This is a genomic window from Pseudoclavibacter sp. JSM 162008 (assembly GCF_041366455.1).
Taxonomy (GTDB): Bacteria; Actinomycetota; Actinomycetes; order Actinomycetales; family Microbacteriaceae; genus Pseudoclavibacter.
In genome coordinates this window covers 1-16113 of sequence record NZ_JBEWYX010000001.1, presented here as the reverse complement: position 1 = coordinate 16113, position 16113 = coordinate 1, and the positions used below count along the sequence as shown (strand labels likewise).

Here is a 16113-nt window from a genome sequence, read left to right as displayed (position 1 = left end):
ACAGTCATTCTCCGCGGGCGCTCAGGTCGCCTCGTTTGAGGGCGACGTTGGGATGCGGACGGGCGGAAGGCGCGGGAGGTGCGGCGGCTTCGGCGTCCGCCTGCCCTGCATCCACGACTTCGTCGACCGAGACGATGCGCAGCATGCCCGTCTCGAGGCCGACGGCGACCTCGTCGGGGATCATGTAGAGCGCGCGCGTCTCCGGGCCTGCGCTCGCGGTGCCGCGGAACTGCCGCTTCGACATGACCATCGCTTCCGGCGTCGCGGTGCGGCGGCGACGGCGGGTCCTGAACTGGCGGGCGAGGAAGCGGCCGAGGGTGACGCCGCCTGCGATGCCGATGCCGATGGAGCCGGCCTGCACGAGTCGCAGCACGCCGTCGTCGGAGGTGTCGCTCGAGGTGATGTCGAGCATGCCCTGGTAGATGGCGAGGCCTGGCAGGAGCGGCACGGTGCCGCAGACCGTCGTGATGGTGGCGGGGATGTGCAGCTTGCGGGAGAGGCCTTCGCCCAGGATGCCGATGATCAGCGCTGGCACGGCGGTCGCGACGAGCGGCTCGGTGCCTGCGGTGACGAGGACGTCGTAGCCGAGGTAGGCGATGCCGCCGAAGATCATGACGACGAGGGCGGTGCGCATGGTCGCGTAGGAGGCGAGCGCCCAGGCGGCGGCCGCGATGGCGGCGCCGATGACCTGCACGGCCGACGGCCACGGCTGCACGGATCGTTCGACGAGGCGCAGGTCGATGCCGAGTCCGCGGGCCACGTCGAGCACGATGGCGATGCCGACGATGAGGCCGAGCGTGAGCAGCACCACTTCGAGGAGCCTGCCCATGGCGGTGATGGGGAATCCGTTGATGGCATCGTCGGCGGCGCCGACGAACGACATCCCGGCGAGCAGCACGACCAGGCCGGATGCGACGACCAGCGCGGGCGGGAGGGCGGCGAACTCGACGGGGAGCACGGGGAGCGCCGCGAGGAGGCCGACGGCGACGCCGGTGGCGATCGCGGCGCCGGCGATCTGGAGGAAGAAGGCGGGCAGGCCCCAGCGGCCGAGGGCCTGCAGCACGAGGTCCACGACCACCGTCGTGGCGGCGGAGAGGAGGCAGACGAGGGGTCCGCCGCCGAGGAGGAAGCCGACGCCTCCCGCCATGAGCGCAAGCCAGAGGGTGACCATGGAGCGGCGGAAGCGCTGCGGGGCGACGAGGATCTCGTCGAGGCGCTGGTGGAACGACTCGAGCTGGTTGAGTGCTTCCTCGAGCTTGGCCGGGTCGTCGATCGTCTCGGCGACGTCGATGTCGTTCGGGTCGGCGGCGATCTCGCGCGACAGCTCCATGACGCGCGTGAGGCGGTCGTAGTCGGGGAGGCGGCTGTTGACGACGCGCAGCAGGCTGATGCCGGCCCCGTCGTTGACGCCGTCGTGGACGACGAGAATCGACGTGAACGTGAGGTCGATCTGGCAGTCGACGCCGAAGGCCTTCGTGGTTCGGCGGATGGCGTCGGTCACGTCGGTCGCCGACGCGCCGAGGGCGAGCATCGTCTCGCCGACGCGCACGGCCAGTTCGAGGACTTCGCGGATGCTGCGTTCGGCGAGGAGGGCACGCTGCGCGCGGCGCCCCACAGTCGTCGACGGGGTCTTGCCGCCGACCTTTCTGGCCAGGTTGTCGAAGAAGTTCTTACCGCGCACGGCGGGAGTCTAGTTGCGGGATGGGGTCCGCGTCAGCGCCCTGTGACGATGTGCACGAGGCCTCTCAGCGCAGCGCCGAGCGGTTCGACTTCCTCGGCGGTGTTGTGGACGTGGAAGGAGAGTCGCAAGTTACCGGCGCGGTTCGCGGCCATGACGTCGAGCCGCTCGAGCGTGTCCCTGATCTCGTCCGCAGCTCCCTCGACGGGGGCGAGGGCGAGGATCGCGGAGCGTGCATCCGGGAGCCCCGCCGCAGACGCGAACGCGGCGCTCACTTCGAGCGCGTGCGCCTCCAGTTCGGGCGCCCCGATGCTGAGCAGGAAGTCGAGCGAGGCCTCCGTACCGACCCACGCGTGCCATGCGGGCGAGACGTCGAAGCGGCGTGCGTCGGCGGCGAGCCGGAGCGGTAGCCCGTAGATGCTCGACCAGGGGTCTTCGCCCGCGTACCAGTTCGCGGCGAGGGGGCGGATGCGCTCGTGCAGTTCCGGGGTGAGCGTCAGGAACGCGGTGCCGCGTGGGCAGAGCAGCCACTTGTAGGCGGCGCACACGGTCGCATCGAACCGGCTCGCGTCGACGTCCTTCCACCCGGCGGACTGCGTGAGGTCGATGAGGGTGCGTGCGCCGTGCCGCTTAGCGGCGGCTTCGATGGCGTCGAGGTCGGCGACGGCGCCGGCGCGCGACTGCACGGCCGACACGACAACCCACGCCGTCTCCGGTCCGATTTCCTCCGCGATGCGGTGCACGGGCACTTCGCGCAGGCGCAGCCCCCGGTCGGCGTGGGCCGCGAACGGGAAGCTGATGCTTGTGAAGTCGTTCTCCGCGAAGAGCACCTCGGCGCCATCGGGCACGGATGCGGCGATGAGCCCGACGAGGGGTGAGACCTGGTTGCCGATCGCCACCCACGGGGCGGGCACGTGCACGAGCTCCGCGTAGAGCTGCCGCGACCGACTGACCGTGGTGTCGTAGTCGTTCGCCTGCCTGCGCCCCGCACTCCAGCCGACCAGTTCACGCGTCAAGGCGTCCGTCGTCGCCTGCGGCGGCAGACCCATCGACGCGGTGTTCAGGTAGAGGGGTTCCGCCGAGAAGGCGGATGCGTGGATCCAGGACATGAGGTCAGGCTAGCCACCTGAGCGTTGCAGCGGCTGTTGACCGTGCTTCCTTCGTCCGCGCACGACCAATACGTTGATGCCATGACCATCCCCTTGCGGAAAGAACCATGACCATCCCCTTGCGGAAAGAACGGGAACCTGCGCTCGCGAAAGCGGCCAGCGCAACGCTCGCGTGCCTTGCGCTGCTCACCGGATGCGCCTCCGACTCGGTCGTGAAACTGCCACTTCCGACCCCCCTCGAGGGCCTCCCTGTACCGGCGACGTATGAGCTGGAGCCCGTCGCGCCACGCTTGGCGACTAATGCGGATCTGGAGGAAGCCCGAAGCCTGTGGGCGGAGGGTTATGAGACGGAGCGCGAGCAACTGGGGATCCCGCACAGGGCGGTTTTCCTCGACGAAGGCGGCACGATGTTCCGTATCGTCCGGATCAGCTCCCCCGACCTCCAGTGCGGGACCGCCCCGCTCACCTTGGAGGTAGTCGGTGACGAGGCGATGCGCATCACCATCGGCACAGCGCCGGGAGGCGGCGGCAATTGCCTGGCCATCGGCCACATGGTCGTCGACGAGCTCGAGCTCCCCCGCGAAGTCACGGGCCGACCGATTTCTGTGGAGCTGGTCGACAACATTCCATCGCCCGGGCTCTACCTGATGGCACAGTGAGCTTCCCAGAGCGTGGTCGCATCCTCGCCGTGAGATCGTGGACCCATGAAACTCGCCGAAGCGCTCCTGGAGCGCGCCGACCTGCAGAAGCGCATCGAGTCGTTGCAGGCTCGCATCGTCGCGAACGCCTCCTATCAGGAGGGCGAGCAGCCGACGGAAGACGCCGCCGAGCTCCTCGACGAGTGCGCGACGCGCCTGCTGCAGCTTGAGCGACTCGTCACATCGATCAACATCACGAATGCCTCCGCGCCGACGGATGACGGGCGCACGATAACGGCCCTCCTCGCGGCGCGCGAGACGCTGCGCAGTCAGCACAGCATCCTGGTTCGGGCGGCGGATGCGGCGGCGGGGTCGTGGGGGCAGCGGCAGATGCGCAGCGAGCTGCGGCAGATGTCGGCCCTGCCTGTGCGCGACGTGCGAGCCAAGGCGGACGGTTTCGCTCAGGCGCTGCGCGAGCTCGATGTCGTCATCCAACGCACGAACTGGGAGGTCGAGCTCCTCGAGGCCTGAGGCCCGAGGACCAGCATGCGAACGAAGACGCGGTGAGTCGGTAGGCGAACGGCGCGAGCACACACCGAGGGCTGGCGGTTTCCAGTCCACCTGTCGACGCGGTGGGCAGCGTCACGGCTTCGGCCGTCACACTTCAGCCCAGCACCCCTCACCGGGAACCGCGCACGCAGGACACCTCATCACCATGTGCTGGCCGGACGCCGAGGGCGGGATCGGGGACCTCACCGCGTCTGGCCGGAGCAACGGCGCCTCAGACCTGCGTGCCTGACTGCACGGAGACAGCGAACCACTGCCCGTAGCCGTCTTGAGCGAACGTGAGGGTGGAGCCTCGCTCGACGACCGTCGTGTCGTGCGTCCCGCACATGGACACGTCTTGCGTGTTGTAGGACACCCCCGGACGCACCTTGCCGTCGATGACCGGCAGCAGGGCGATCGGGCCGTCGGTGTTGAGCCCGGGCAGGTGGCGGTCGCCGATGCGGAACAGGTTGCGGTCGATGCCGGAGTCCGCGGCGAGCGTGTCCACGTTGCGGTACGGGCAGCCGAGCACAAACGCGGATGCGTCGTCGGGGAGCAGCTCGTCGATCTCCATCGTGGCCGAGAGCTCGTTCACCGAGAGGTGGTCGAGCAGCCGCACGGGCTCGGGCGTCGCGCACGCCGAGAGCGATGTCGCGGCGAGCACGCTGAGGGCGGCGAAGGCGACGGCTCGACGGGGGTGCACGTCATCGACCCTAGGCGTTGGACCGGGTCGAACGCGTCATCCGAAGTGGTGAACCTGGTCATCCCGAAGATGGATGCGGGGCGGACGGACCGCGTGCGCGCGCACTCACGCACGAGCGGACCGCGCCGGGGCGCTCGCGATCGCGTGCGAGATGGGTGCTGGGACGAGGGCGCGCGCTTCGAGCAGCTCGGCCCGGTGCGCCCCGCAGGTTGCGCATTCGCTGTAGATCACCGTGCCGAGCGAGGTCGAGTGGCGCGATGCCGTCGTCCAGCCGTGCTCGACGCAGCCCATTGCGGATGCGCGGGAGTCCTGGCGAAGGCGGGAGTCCTGGCGGGCGGGGCGGGCCGAGTTCGGGAGTCGGATGGGGCGTGTTGCGGAGTCGCCTGCGGGGGTCAGCTTCTTCATACCCTCGAGCCTGGTGTAATAGCCTTGTGCATCTCAACCCTTACGGTGAATACGCGGTCGAACTCGCCGCATCCCTCGCCAACGACTGGCCAGCGGACCGCCCTGCCCTGCTCGCCCGAACTGGCGAACACGGCATGACGATGCCGTTCCCACCCGAGGCCGAAGACCACACTCGCACACGCGCGGTGGTCGACGACTGGCTGAGGGTCGTGGATGCGCCCACCGACGAGCAGCGCGCTGACGTCCTGAACACCCTCATGGCATCCGCGACCGCCTACCCTCGCCTCACGAACCACGACAACGAGGGATGGCACCTCCACTACCGAGACTGGGACATGTCGCTGCCCGAGATCCTGCTCGCGGTGATCACCGTGGGCACGGCACTGCACCTCACCACGCGCGGGATGCACCGCCTGCGCAGGTGCGCGGCCGGCTTGGACGCCGGCGACGAGTGCAGGAACGTGGTCGTCGACACGACCCGCAACGGGCGCCAGCGGTACTGCTCGGTGCGATGCGCGAACCGGGCCGCCGTTCGCCGGCACCGGGCCCGCGAGCGTGCGTGATGGGGCAACCGGTGCGACCGGCAGGCGGGATGCGCGCGCCCGGTTACGCCCTGGTCGCCGCGAGTCCCCGCTCGAGGTCGGCGAGGATGTCGTCGATCCCCTCGATGCCGATGGAGAGGCGGATGAGCCCTGGCGTCACCCCGGCCTCGTCGCGCTGCTCCTGCGAGGAGCGCTTGAAGATCGTCGACTGCATGTGCAGCGCGAGCGTCCGCACGTCGCCGATGTGCGTCATGTGGCTGACCAGCTCGAGGGCCTCAACGAACTTCCGCGCTGCTTCCGGCCCACCTGGCAGGTCGAACGAGACGACCGAGCCGGCCCCATCGGGGAGGTACTTCTGCGCGAGCTCGTAGTATGCGTTCGACGGCAGGCCCGAGTAGTCGACCGAGCCGACCTCGGGTCGCGCCTCGAGCCACTCCGCGACGCGTTGCGCGTTCTCGACGTGCCGTTCCATGCGCAGCGACAGCGTCTCGATGCCGTGCAGCAGCAGGAACGTGCTCGTGGGCGGCACCGTGGGGCCGTAGTCGAGCACCGTCACCGACTTCACGTAGCTGATGAACGTGTCGGCGCCGTATCGCTCGATGAACGACGGCGCCCCCTCGAAGGAGCCTTTCGTGAAGTGCGGGAACCGTTCCGAGTTCGCCGCCCAGTCGAACTTGCCGGCGTCGACGATGACGCCCCCGATGACGGAGCCGTGGCCTGACAGCCACTTCGACGTCGAGTGGATCACGATGTCGGCGCCCCACTCGATGGGCCGACACAGGTAGGGCGTCGCGACCGTGTTGTCGACGATGAGCGGAACGCCAGCCTTCGCCGCGACACGGCCGAGGAGCTCGAGGTCGACGACGTCGTTCTTGGGGTTGGGGATCGACTCGGTGTAGACGGCGCGCGTCTCCGGACGCACCCGGGCGAGCCAGTCCTCCTCGGTCGCCTCGGCCGTGAGGAACTCGAAGTTCAGGCCCTGCCGAGTGAGGCTGCCATCGAAGAGCTGACGCGTGCCGCCGTACAGGCTGGCCGTGGAGAGGATGTGGTCACCGGATGCGGCCAGCGAGAAGAGCGTCATCGCGATGGCCGCCTGCCCGCTCGAGACGACGAGGCCGTTGCGTCCACCCTCGAGGTTCGCGATGCGCTTGCCGGCGACGACGTTCGTCGGATTGTCGCCGCGCGAGTACGCCCGCCCGACGCTCTCACCGGAGAAGCGCGCCTCTGCCTCGTCGTACGACGGGAAGACGTACCCCGCGCTCTGGTAGATCGGGGTCACACGCGCGCCGACGTCGCTGTCGACGACTGCGCCGGCGTGGATCTGCCTGGTCGCAAAGGTCTGTTCGTTTCGCTCTTCAATGGCCACACGGTCAACGTACGGAAGTCGCGTCCGCTTGTGGAGCCGCGGCGAAACCTTTGGAAACACGCGAAGGGCCTCGAGTGTTCACGTGGCTACGCTTCCCCCATGCCCTCGCCCACCAGCAAGACCGAGTCCACCTCCCGCTTCGACGCGATCACCCGCGACGAGCTCGACCGCCCCGACAGTCGGAAGTGGAGCCTCAACGAGGGCACGATCGGCGCGTGGGTCGCCGAGATGGACTTCGGGACGGCCCCGAACGTGCGCGAGGCGATCCTCGGCGCCGTCACCAAGGACGAGCTCGGCTACCTCGCCCCGCCGACCTGGGCGCGGACCACGGCCGCGGCATCCGCCTTCTTCGAACGACGCTACGGGTGGGCGGTCGAACCCGAGCGCATCCACCACATCGCCGACGTCATGGGCGCCTTCGACGTGTTCGTGCGCCACTTCACCGCGCCGGGCTCCCCCATCATCGTGCCGACGCCCGCCTACATGCCGTTCCTCGCGACCGAGGCGCTGCAGGGGCGCGAGACCATCGAAGTGCCCGGCGTGATCGAGGGCGCCCGGTGGACGCTCGACTTCGACGGCATCGAGCGCGCCTTCGCGAACGGGCCTGCGAACGTCGTCCTCGTCAACCCGCACAACCCGACCGGCGCGATCTACACGCGCGAGGAGCTGCTCCGCCTGGCCGACATCGTCGAACGCGGCGGCGGCCGCGTCTTCGCCGACGAGATCTGGGCGCCCCTCACCCTCGACGGGCCGCCGCACATCCCCTACGCATCCATCTCCGCCGAAGCCGCGCGTCACTCCGTGACGTCGACGGCCGCCTCGAAGGCCTGGAACGTCGCCGGCCTCAAGTCCGCCCAGATCATCTTCACGAACGACGACGACCTCGAGCACTACCGAACGTTCGGCTTCGGCGTCGTCTGGGGATCCTCGATCCTCGGCGGCTTCGCGGCCGAAGCCGCGTACAACAGCAGCGACGAGTGGCTCGACGACGTCAACGGGGCGCTCATCGAGAACCGAGAGCTCCTCTTCGCGCTCATCGCCGAGCACCTCCCCGGCGTGCGCACCATCGTGCCCGAGTCGACCTACGTCGCTTGGCTCGACGTGTCAGCGCTCGGCATCGAGGGCCCGCCTGCGAAGTTCTTCCTCGACAACGCCGGCGTCACCCTCACGGCGGGCGCCTCCTGCGGGGCCGGCTTCGAGCAGTACGTGCGCATCGTCTTCGCGACCCCCAAGCCGGTGCTGGAGGAGATCATCCAGCGCATGGCGGATGCGCTCGCCGCTCGCTAGCCCTGCTCGGCGATGCGCTCGTGGTGGCGGATCACCTCGGCGATGATGAAGTTGATGAAGGTCTCCGCGAACTCGGGGTCCAGGTGCGACTCCTCCGCGAGCTGACGCAATCGGAGGATCTGACGACGCTCCCGGTCGGGGTCCGCGGGCGGGAGGCCGTATTCAGCCTTCAGCTCACCGACGAGGGTGGTGAACTTGAAGCGCTCCGCGAGCATGTGCACCAGCGCGGCGTCGATGTTGTCGATGCTCCCCCGGATCGAGGTCAGGCGACGCAGCGCCGCGTCATCCGCCGCGTGCTCTGCGTGAGTGGGGGCGTCGGTCGAAGAAGGCATGGGACGAGCCTAGCGGGGGTCACGAACCGACGAGGAGTCATCGAGCTGGCGATTGTCAACAATCGACAGTCGGACTACCCTGGGCACATGCCCCTCCCCCACGAGCCAGACGACGCCAGCCACCACGGCGACCACCCGTCCGAGCACGACCACGCGGGCGGCGAGGCGTTCAGCCCCGCACATCCGTGCGTCGACCGCGCGACCGAGGGTGATGACGGGCACGGTCACGGCCACGGCCTTGGCGACCACACCACAGCAACGGGCAAGCACCGCAAGAAGCTCGTCATCGTGCTCGCGATCACCGCAAGCGTGTTCCTCGTGCAGGTGGTCGGCGCCTTCGCCTCGAACTCGCTCTCCCTGCTCGCCGACGCCGGACACATGCTGACCGATGCGGCCGGCGTCACCGTCGCGCTGCTCGCGAGCTACGTCGCGACACTGCCCGCATCCTCGCGCCGGACCTTCGGCTTCCAGCGCGCCGAGGTGCTCGCCGCCCTCACCAACGGCCTCATCCTCGGCGTCATCGCCGTGACGATCTTCATCGAGGCGATCCGACGATTCGGACAGGAGGTCGAGATCGAGTCGGGCATCATGCTGGCCGCCGCCGTCATCGGCGCCCTCGCGAACCTCGTGTCCCTGCTGGTGCTTCGCTCTGGACAGAAGGAGAGCCTCAACGTGCGCGGCGCGTACCTCGAGGTGCTCGGCGACCTGCTGGGGTCCGTCGCCGTCATCATCGCCGCCATCGTCATCTGGGTGACGGGGTGGATGGTCGCCGACCAGTTCGCATCCATCCTCATCGCCATCCTCATCTTCCCCAGGGCGATCAGCCTCCTCCGCGAAGTCGTCGACGTGCTCATGGAGGCGACGCCGAAGAACGTCGACCTCGATGCCACCCGCGAGCACCTCCGCTCCGTTCCGGGGGTCGTGGATGTGCACGACGTCCACGCGTGGACCATCACCTCCGGGGTCCCCATGTTCTCGGCCCACGTCGTCGTCGCGCCAGAGGCCCTCGACGAGCGTGGACTCGACGCCGTGCTCTGCGAACTCGACGCGTGCTTGAAAGAGCACTTCGAGACGAGCCACAGCACGTTCCAGGTGGAACCGGCTGCCCACGTCGGGCACGAGGCGCACTCGGGGCAGCTGCACTCATGACATCCACAGGCCTGCAGAGCCAGCCGACCTCGGCGATCATCGCCGAGCATCTCCGCGAACGCGTCGTCGATGGCAGCTACGCGCCCGGCGCTCAGATGAACGAGGCGCGCCTCGCCGGCGACTTCCAGGTGTCCAGGGGACCGGTCCGCGAAGCCCTGCAGCGACTCGTGCAGGAGGGTCTCCTCGAGAGCAGACGCAACCGCGGGGTGTTCGTCCGCGAGCTGACCGACGATGACGCAGCGGAGATCTTCGCGGCCCGCGAGGTGCTTGAATGCGCCGCGGCAGCCGTGATCGCCGCCAAGCCAGCGGGCGAGCGCGCACGCATCGCAGCCGCACTGTCCTCGATTGCCGCCGAACTCAGCGCCGCCATCCGAGCGAACCAGGAGGCGCGTTCGCTGCGCCTCGACTACGAGTTCCACAGCCGCTTCGTGGACAGCGCCGGCAACTCACGACTCTCCCGCGCGTACGCGACGATCGCCACCGAGTCGCTGATCTGCTCGTCGCACGGCGTCGGCGCGCATCCATCCCACGGCGACTTCAGCACACACCACGAAGCCCTCGTCGAGCTCACGAGGCGGGGCGACATCGAGGGCATCCACGCGGCGGTGCACCAACATCTGACCCGCGCCTGAAGCGCCTGTAGCGCCCGCACGAGAGCACGACGGCGCCCGGGTTCCGGGACACGCCGGCATTCTCGTGCGTAGTCATGGACCGGGCCAAATTCTTCCCCATTCCCTGTAGTGTCGATCGCGCTACTCATAAGTAGCACTTTCGAACCGGGGGGAACATGAAACGAAAAGTTGCAGCCGCCGCGCTGGCCGGGCTCATGGGCATCGCCATCATGAGCGCCGCGCCCGCACAGGCAGACCAAGCAGGGGAGACACCGAGCGAATCGGAGTCGCATGAGGCCATCGAGGAGGTCACGCCGGAGGTCTTCGACAACCTCCATGAGGACATCGTCGCCAGCGACTCCGAAGCGACTGCGGAGATCGACCCCGGAGGCGACCAGACGGAGCGAATGACCGTCTCCCTGGAAGCCAGCTCGAGCTCCATCGAGGTGGATCCAGCCGACGGCAGCGCCGTCACGATGTCCCTCGTGCAGGCGACGGGGGCAGAGACGCCAGCCGACATCACGAACGAAGGGACGCTCTTCGCGGATCACGCGAGTGGCATCAGCTCCACCGCGGTGGTCAAGGAAGACGGCTCGGTGCAGGTGGTCTCCACCATCGCGGAAGGGACCACGACCCAGGAGATCCCCTACGAGTTCGACGCAGCCGGACTCTCCTACATCCAGCAGTCCGATGACGGCGCCCTGTTCCTGCGCGCCGAGGACGGCTCCCTCCTCGGCGGAGTGGCACCAGCCTGGGCCAAGGACGCGAACGGCGTCGAGGTTCCAACGCATTACGAGGTGACAGGAACCCAGGTCGTCCAGGTCGTGGAGCATCTGGCCGGCGACTTCCAGTACCCGATCGTCGCCGACCCGTTCTGGGGCACCAGCCTGTTCGACTACGTCAGATGGATCAATGGCGTGCACAGCATGAAACCCTCGGGCTGGAACCGTGCGATTCGCCTGGGAGCTGTCAACACACCCCAGGCTCCGAACATCGGCTTGTCGATCATCATGGCCGACGGGTGGAATGAGTTCGCGAACCGATCCCCTGCCCGCTACAACATCAATCACTCGACCCGGCAGCAGTATTACTGCCACGCTGTTTACGGCATCGATGTCCTGACGAACCCGATTTGGGACCTGGAGCCGACGCGCCCGTCGCTTCCCAAGGAGAACTGGCACGAGGTCTTCCGGCACCAGTGCAACTGGACGAAATCGAACGGCGATAAGTAGGAAAGGTGTGACCGTGAAGCGCTGGTCTCTCGCAGCCGTGCTCATTGCAACCGCTATTCTGCTTACCGGTTGCCGTACCGCACATGATGTCGAACTCAGGTACGTGTGGGACACGGAAGCCGCGGAAGAGCTGACAAATCAAAGAGACGTCACGGAGACCGTCTGCGGTGCACAGTTCGACTGCGTAGAAGCATGGCAAGCCGATCAGGGGCTCTTCTTGAAGTTCGCTTCGAAGCAGGATGCGGACGCGGCGCTCCTTGAGGGTGACGTACTGATTCGCGAGATCTTCATCATTCGCTGGAAACAAGATATTCCCTCAGCGGATAAGGAGTACGTCGAGTACATGCTCCGGAACGCAGGGACCTCCGAGTAGGCGTCCGCGCCTGCACGTCGCAGAATGAGCGCCACACATGCGGAACGCGCGTCGCCCGAAGGGGCGACGCGCGTTTCGCGCGCAAGCGAGTGCCTAGGCGGGCAGGCCGTCGAGAACGGCTGCCGTACCGGACAGCCCGAGCCGCGACGCACCCGCCTCGACCATGGCAAGCGCGTCAGCCGTCGAGCGGATTCCGCCAGACGCCTTCACGCCGAGCCGCGCGCCGACCGTCTTCCTCATGAGCGCGACGGCGTGGGTGGATGCTCCTCCGGCCGCCGAGAACCCCGTCGACGTCTTCACGTAGTCGGCACCGGCAGCCTCGGAGGCTTCGCAGGCCGCGACGATCTCGTCGTCCGTGAGGGCCGCGGACTCGATGATGACCTTGAGCAGGGCGTGCGGCGCCGCCACGCGCACTGCAGCGACGTCGGCCTGCACGAGGTCGGCGCGGCCCGCCTTGAGCATGCCGATGTCGATCACCATGTCGAGCTCGTCAGCCCCGTCCGCGACAGCTCTCGCGGCTTCTGCGGCCTTGATCGCCGAGTGGTGCTTCCCGGAGGGGAAACCGATGACGGTCGCGATCTTCACGTCTCCGGCTTCACCCTGCACGGGCAGCATGTTGGGTGAGACGCAGATCGAGAACGCCTTGAGCGCCTTGGCCTCGTCGAGGAGAGCGACGACCTGGTCTGGCGTCGCGTCCGTTTTCAGGAGCGTATGGTCCACGATGCTGGCCAGCTCGGCCCTCGTGACCTGGTCGGCAGGGTTCGTCTGTCCGTTGAGCTCGGTCATCAGCTGACGACGTTGATCTGCACGTCGACGTTGCCGCGAGTGGCGTGCGAGTACGGGCAGATGTCCTCGTGCGCGACGCGAGCGACCTCGGCGGTCTCCTCGGCGGAGAGGTTCGGCGCGTACACGTCGTGGACGACCGAGAGCTCGAAGCCCGTGGGCTCGCGCTTGCCGATCCCCACGGAGGTCGAGACCGCCGCGTCCTTCGTGTCCTTCTCGAGCTGCTTGCCCGCGGCGTGGAACGCGCCGAGGAAGCAGGCCGAGTATCCGGCCGCGAAGAGCTGCTCTGGATTGGTACCCTCGCCGCTGCCGCCCATCTCCTTGGGGGGACGCGTGTCGAGGTCGATGCGGTCGTCTTCCGAACGCACGTGGCCGTCGCGGCCACCACCGGAAGCGTGGGCAATTGCGGTGTACACAGGAGTCGTCATGAGTCCATGGAACCACGACTCCTGAAGGAAACGCTCAGTCCCCGCGCTCGACGCGCGCCAGAAGGCCCTGGCGAACGTCTGGCCACTCCGACTCGATGATCGAGAAGCGAACCGTGTCTCGCCAACTCCCATCTGCACGAGGGCGGTGCCGGCGCAGCACGCCTTCCCGAGTCGCGCCGAGCTTCGCGAGTGCAGCCTGCGAGCGTTCGTTGCGGTTGTCCGCGCTGAACGCCACGCGCCCGAATCCGACCTCGAAAAGGTGGTCGAGCAGGACGAGCTTGGTCGCGGGATTCACGACGCTGCCCCAGACGGCCGGATCGTACGCGGTCCATCCGATCTCCGCCGCTTGGCTGGCGAGGTCGACACGTCCGATCGAGGTGGTCCCGACTGCTCGGCCATCGAGGGGCCCACCCTCCGCTCGGATGATGTAGGTGCAGCCGAGCTGCGGACCGGGCGTGTAGTCCGCCACCCACTCGACCCAGTCTGCGCGAGCCGGAAGACCAGCTGGGCCCCCACCCCATCCGGACGCGAACACCTCTGGCACGCACAGGACATCGCCGAGCTCAGCCCACCCCGCACTGTCAGCAGGGTGGAGCACGACGTGGCGACCGCGGAGCGACTTCTGGGAATCAAGCTGCATAGGTCCATAGAACACGACACAGCCGCCAGGCCCACGATGGTTCGACAGATCGGCCTTCGCAACTGGGCGTGCGGGGCAGATATCCGAGCCCCGGGCCGCGGCGATAACGCCCCTGGCCTGAGTGGATCGGTCGAGCTGCCATTTCCAGAACTCCCCCGGTCAGAGACGGATTCCGCAACCCCGACCGACCAGACGGCACGCGGACGATATCCATGGACTAAATGCGCCTATTCGGACCCCCAAGAAGTGCATTTGCGGCCACATGTCGTGTTAGTTTCCTTCCAGTGATGAGCGAGACAAGCTCAATCCAAGCCGATCCGCGAAAGCGAAGTTGGCTTCGGAAGTACCGACATCACCTCCCCCGATCTCGAGTCTCGACTCAAGATCAACAACGGAACAGAGAGCAACCAAATACTCCCCGCGCCGGCGTGTAACGCCCGGTTTGAGGAATTGCGGGCCCCAATCGACATCGGGGTGGGCGTCATCGGGGGACGACGCCCAACTGCATCACTCGCCACGGCGACCGCGGCAGGGGACGATGGGCACCAACTTCGGGGGAGGTTGGTGCCCATCACTACTTTCACCAGGCAATCGCGCGCATGCGTTTCTGCCTTGTGGGAGTCCAAGGGCGGCGAACCCACCGGGTTCGCCGCCCTTCTGCATTGCAGAGATGCCGGGACCGTCATCAACCGACGTCGAATGTCAGGACGCTCGATAGCGCCCCGGACGGTGGTTCAGCATGATGATGCTGCTCAGGACTCCGGCACCCAGCGCAGAGACCAGCACCAGGACGGGCGCGAGGACCGTGAACGATGCGAGCACGACACACAGGTCGAGGGCGAGCAGCACGTACCCGGCGCGGAAGCCGAACCGTTCTTGCACGACGAGCGCGACCACCGTGAAGCCGCCGAGGCTCGAGTTGTGCCGGAAGAGGATCAGCAACCCGACCCCGCAGAGCACGTTGCCGAGGACCGCCGCGTAGACGGGGTGCAGCTCCAGCGGGCCGACCGCGGAAGCGTGCAGTGCGGTGAGCAGTGAGACGAGCATGATGGAGACGAGACTCCGCGCGACGAATCGCCACCCCTTTCCTCTCGCGGCGAGCGCGAAGAACGGCAGGTTGACGACGACGAAGATGACGCCGAAGGGGATGGGCAGCACGTAGCCAAGGAGCAGGGAGAGGCCTGCAGTACCTCCCGTGACGAGCCCACCGGCTTTGAGCAGGAACAGCCCGAAGGAGATGACGAGGGCACCGACCGCGAGGCCGGCGATGTCGTCGATGGCTCGGTGCCGCGGGGGCTCGACGAGTTCAGGCGCACGGACAGCTGCTTCGGTCATGCGCGAAGCTTCGCGCCCAGAAGATAGTCTGCGCAAGACAAGATGCTGGGGTTGAGCATTCTGCCCAGGAGACCGTTCATGAGGGAGAGATATGACCAGCCAGCGCGGCTTCGACGCCTTGGATGCGCGGATCATCCGCGCGCTCGACCACCAGCCGGGAGCCTCCGTGCTGGCCCTCGCCCGCGAGCTGGGCGTCGCACGAAACACGGTGCACGCTAGGCTTGCGCGCCTCGAGCGAGAGGGGATGCTCGCCCCTGAGAGTCGCCGCCTCGACGCGACGTCGCTGGGTTTTCCCCTGACCGCGTTCGTGGCCCTCTCACTCAGCCAGAACGCCGCTGACGAGGCATACACGCGGCTCGGTGAGATGGCGCAGGTGGTGGAAGTGCATTCCACGACCGGTGACGCCGATCTGCTCGTGCGCGTCGTGGCGAAGGACACCAGCGACCTGCACCGGGTGACGCGGGCGATGCTCGAGCTGCCCGGCGTCACCCGGACCAGCACCACGGTTTCGCTCTCCGAGGTGGTGCCCTACCGGTTGACGCGAATCCTCGACGACATCGCCGAGGGCGCACCCGCGTCCGCGCCTGCCTGACGCGCGGTCGTGCGCTAGTCCTGCTTCGTCGAGAAGGCCGAGTCGAAGGCCGCCTCCGACGGGCGGTACGTGGAGAGCTTGCGCACGAAGCCGAGCGCTTCCGGGGCACCGACCAGACGGTCCATGCCCGCGTCTTCCCACTCCACCGACAACGGACCCTCGTAGCCGATCGCGTTGAGCATGCGGAAGCAGTCCTCCCACGGCACATCCCCGTGCCCGGTCGAGATGAAGTCCCAACCCCGCCTCGGGTCAGCCCACGGCAGGTGCGACGACAAGCGCCCGTTCCGGCCATTGCTGAGGCGCTTCTTCGTGTCCTTGCAGTGCACGTGATAGATGCGGTCCTGGAAGTCCCACAAGAACCCCA

Annotated in this window: 20 protein-coding genes; 9 read left to right on the top strand and 11 right to left on the bottom strand. The window is 67.7% G+C overall.

Annotated elements, in window-relative coordinates; all coding sequences use genetic code 11:
- Window positions 1-4: 4 nt before the first annotated feature.
- Both ABVF28_RS00100 and ABVF28_RS00095 read right to left on the bottom strand, forming a co-directional pair.
- Complete coding sequence (locus tag ABVF28_RS00100; protein ID WP_371029026.1) at window positions 5-1681, bottom strand: threonine/serine exporter ThrE family protein; 1677 nt, start codon at window positions 1679-1681, stop codon at window positions 5-7.
- A 32-nt stretch (window positions 1682-1713) separates the two neighbouring features.
- Window positions 1714-2787 carry an aminotransferase class V-fold PLP-dependent enzyme gene (locus tag ABVF28_RS00095; RefSeq protein ID WP_371029025.1) on the bottom strand — a complete coding sequence of 358 codons (1074 nt, stop codon included), beginning with the start codon at window positions 2785-2787 and terminating at the stop codon, window positions 1714-1716.
- A 107-nt stretch (window positions 2788-2894) separates the two neighbouring features.
- Between ABVF28_RS00095 and ABVF28_RS00090 the strand changes: the two genes are divergently transcribed.
- Both ABVF28_RS00090 and ABVF28_RS00085 read left to right on the top strand, forming a co-directional pair.
- Window positions 2895-3446, top strand: coding sequence for a hypothetical protein (locus ABVF28_RS00090; RefSeq protein WP_371029024.1), 552 nt, complete (start codon window positions 2895-2897; stop codon window positions 3444-3446).
- A gap of 45 nt (window positions 3447-3491) precedes the next feature.
- A complete protein-coding gene (locus ABVF28_RS00085; RefSeq protein WP_371029023.1) occupies window positions 3492-3956 on the top strand; it encodes a DIP1984 family protein in 465 nt (154 codons plus the stop codon).
- A gap of 250 nt (window positions 3957-4206) precedes the next feature.
- Here ABVF28_RS00085 and ABVF28_RS00080 read toward each other — a convergent pair whose 3' ends face one another.
- Window positions 4207-4674: a hypothetical protein gene (locus tag ABVF28_RS00080; protein WP_104310335.1), complete on the bottom strand. Its 468-nt coding sequence runs from the start codon at window positions 4672-4674 to the stop codon at window positions 4207-4209.
- Between the two features lie 105 nt (window positions 4675-4779).
- Entirely contained in the window at window positions 4780-5079 is a 300-nt protein-coding gene (locus tag ABVF28_RS00075) for a hypothetical protein (RefSeq protein ID WP_371029022.1), read from the bottom strand.
- A 26-nt stretch (window positions 5080-5105) separates the two neighbouring features.
- Here ABVF28_RS00075 and ABVF28_RS00070 point away from each other — a divergent pair, with 26 nt between their 5' ends.
- Window positions 5106-5642 (top strand): CGNR zinc finger domain-containing protein, encoded by a 537-nt coding sequence (locus ABVF28_RS00070; protein ID WP_371029021.1) that lies wholly within the window; start codon window positions 5106-5108, stop codon window positions 5640-5642.
- Window positions 5643-5685: 43 nt separating this feature from the next.
- On the opposite strand, the gene ABVF28_RS00065 is transcribed toward ABVF28_RS00070, so the two are convergent.
- Complete coding sequence (locus ABVF28_RS00065) at window positions 5686-6987, bottom strand: O-acetylhomoserine aminocarboxypropyltransferase/cysteine synthase family protein (protein WP_371029020.1); 1302 nt, start codon at window positions 6985-6987, stop codon at window positions 5686-5688.
- A 99-nt stretch (window positions 6988-7086) separates the two neighbouring features.
- Here ABVF28_RS00065 and ABVF28_RS00060 point away from each other — a divergent pair, with 99 nt between their 5' ends.
- The gene (locus ABVF28_RS00060) at window positions 7087-8274 is read left to right on the top strand and encodes a MalY/PatB family protein (RefSeq protein WP_371029019.1); all 1188 of its coding nucleotides are present in this window, start codon (window positions 7087-7089) and stop codon (window positions 8272-8274) included.
- Here the strand turns inward: ABVF28_RS00060 and ABVF28_RS00055 are convergent.
- Window positions 8271-8606, bottom strand: a complete 336-nt coding sequence (locus tag ABVF28_RS00055) for a chorismate mutase (RefSeq protein ID WP_104251534.1) — start codon at window positions 8604-8606, stop codon at window positions 8271-8273. The two genes, ABVF28_RS00060 and ABVF28_RS00055, sit on opposite strands and share 4 nt — an antisense overlap.
- 87 nt (window positions 8607-8693) lie before the next feature.
- Between ABVF28_RS00055 and ABVF28_RS00050 the strand changes: the two genes are divergently transcribed.
- The 4 genes from ABVF28_RS00050 (at window position 8694) to ABVF28_RS00035 (ending at window position 11971) form a co-directional block, all read left to right on the top strand.
- Window positions 8694-9755, top strand: coding sequence for a cation diffusion facilitator family transporter (locus ABVF28_RS00050; RefSeq protein ID WP_371029018.1), 1062 nt, complete (start codon window positions 8694-8696; stop codon window positions 9753-9755).
- Window positions 9752-10387: a GntR family transcriptional regulator gene (locus ABVF28_RS00045; protein ID WP_371029017.1), complete on the top strand. Its 636-nt coding sequence runs from the start codon at window positions 9752-9754 to the stop codon at window positions 10385-10387. The genes ABVF28_RS00050 and ABVF28_RS00045 overlap by 4 nt, the downstream gene beginning before the upstream one ends.
- A gap of 155 nt (window positions 10388-10542) precedes the next feature.
- Window positions 10543-11598 carry a DUF2599 domain-containing protein gene (locus ABVF28_RS00040; protein WP_371029016.1) on the top strand — a complete coding sequence of 352 codons (1056 nt, stop codon included), beginning with the start codon at window positions 10543-10545 and terminating at the stop codon, window positions 11596-11598.
- 7 nt (window positions 11599-11605) lie between these two features.
- On the top strand, window positions 11606-11971 hold the full coding sequence (locus ABVF28_RS00035; protein WP_371029015.1) for a hypothetical protein: 366 nt from the start codon (window positions 11606-11608) through the stop codon (window positions 11969-11971).
- 93 nt (window positions 11972-12064) lie between these two features.
- On the opposite strand, the gene deoC is transcribed toward ABVF28_RS00035, so the two are convergent.
- From deoC to ABVF28_RS00015, 4 genes are all read right to left on the bottom strand, one after another.
- Window positions 12065-12757 carry a deoxyribose-phosphate aldolase gene (deoC, locus tag ABVF28_RS00030; protein ID WP_371029014.1) on the bottom strand — a complete coding sequence of 231 codons (693 nt, stop codon included), beginning with the start codon at window positions 12755-12757 and terminating at the stop codon, window positions 12065-12067.
- Window positions 12757-13182, bottom strand: a complete 426-nt coding sequence (locus ABVF28_RS00025; RefSeq protein ID WP_104251527.1) for an organic hydroperoxide resistance protein — start codon at window positions 13180-13182, stop codon at window positions 12757-12759. The genes deoC and ABVF28_RS00025 overlap by 1 nt, the downstream gene beginning before the upstream one ends.
- A 34-nt stretch (window positions 13183-13216) precedes the next feature.
- Window positions 13217-13822, bottom strand: coding sequence for a GNAT family N-acetyltransferase (locus ABVF28_RS00020; RefSeq protein ID WP_371029013.1), 606 nt, complete (start codon window positions 13820-13822; stop codon window positions 13217-13219).
- Window positions 13823-14524: 702 nt separating this feature from the next.
- On the bottom strand, window positions 14525-15157 hold the full coding sequence (locus tag ABVF28_RS00015; protein WP_371029012.1) for a YitT family protein: 633 nt from the start codon (window positions 15155-15157) through the stop codon (window positions 14525-14527).
- Between the two features lie 91 nt (window positions 15158-15248).
- On the opposite strand from ABVF28_RS00015, the gene ABVF28_RS00010 reads away from it, so the two are divergent.
- Window positions 15249-15749: an Lrp/AsnC family transcriptional regulator gene (locus tag ABVF28_RS00010; RefSeq protein WP_104310324.1), complete on the top strand. Its 501-nt coding sequence runs from the start codon at window positions 15249-15251 to the stop codon at window positions 15747-15749.
- A 14-nt stretch (window positions 15750-15763) separates the two neighbouring features.
- On the opposite strand, the gene ABVF28_RS00005 is transcribed toward ABVF28_RS00010, so the two are convergent.
- The coding region (locus tag ABVF28_RS00005) for a sugar phosphate isomerase/epimerase family protein (RefSeq protein WP_371029011.1) at window positions 15764-16113 on the bottom strand (350 nt) is incomplete at its 5' end.